At 38.8% G+C, this 708-nt stretch carries 1 protein-coding gene; it reads right to left on the minus strand.

Going from position 1 to position 708, the window contains the following annotated elements; genetic code table 11:
• Positions 1–32 precede the first annotated feature (32 nt).
• The coding region (locus E2E34_RS37700; protein WP_208765420.1) for a hypothetical protein at positions 33–708 on the minus strand (676 nt) is incomplete at its 5' end.

Consider the following 708-nt stretch of genomic DNA (forward strand, 5'->3'; position numbering starts at 1 on the left):
CTCTCCCCCTCTTCTTTTTGAATCGTCCCGATTCAAACTAAGTCTGGGTATAGCGTCTCTAAGTTCGCGATTAACGAATTTCGCTGAACTTCTGGGACGTATTTATCAAATATTTTTCTTTTGATTGTACTGGAATGTTGAGGTTGGCAATCTTGCCAGTAGACATCATACGTTTCTTCCTCTTTGTTGTATCCAGCAATGCCAATTATCTCTTTATTTTGGGCTCGTTCTATGGCTTCTAATTGTGTACGTGGTGGTGTCTTTGGATAACTTTCTGATCGTTCGTTATACTTGCGGAACCATTTCGAATTGATTACTCGATGTTTCTTTGACGTTATTGGTATATCAACTTCGAAAGCTTGTTCTCCTGATTTGGCCACAATCCTATATGGTCCAAAATATACTGGTTGTAATTTATAATAAGTTTTGCTCAGCATGTACGCATCTTTATGGAGGAGTATCCAATCTCCTACCTCATAACTGATACGATCTCTAGATCTATTTGCATACTTCTCTTGATCTGCTTGTGCCTCCACGATGAAGTCTTGAGTTCTTCTATGTATAGCTTTCATCTTAGTAGCTAACTGTTCTGCTTTAGGTGAATACGCATCTAAATAACTCGGTTGATACGCATTAGGTATTTGTGGTAATCGTCCCAAATCTGCCATGAAGGGTGTAGTCTGTATCGAAATCTGGTGACTACTATTA

The sequence above is a fragment of the Streptomyces albidochromogenes genome, assembly GCF_005981925.1.
Taxonomy (GTDB): domain Bacteria; phylum Actinomycetota; class Actinomycetes; order Streptomycetales; family Streptomycetaceae; genus Streptomyces; species Streptomyces albidochromogenes.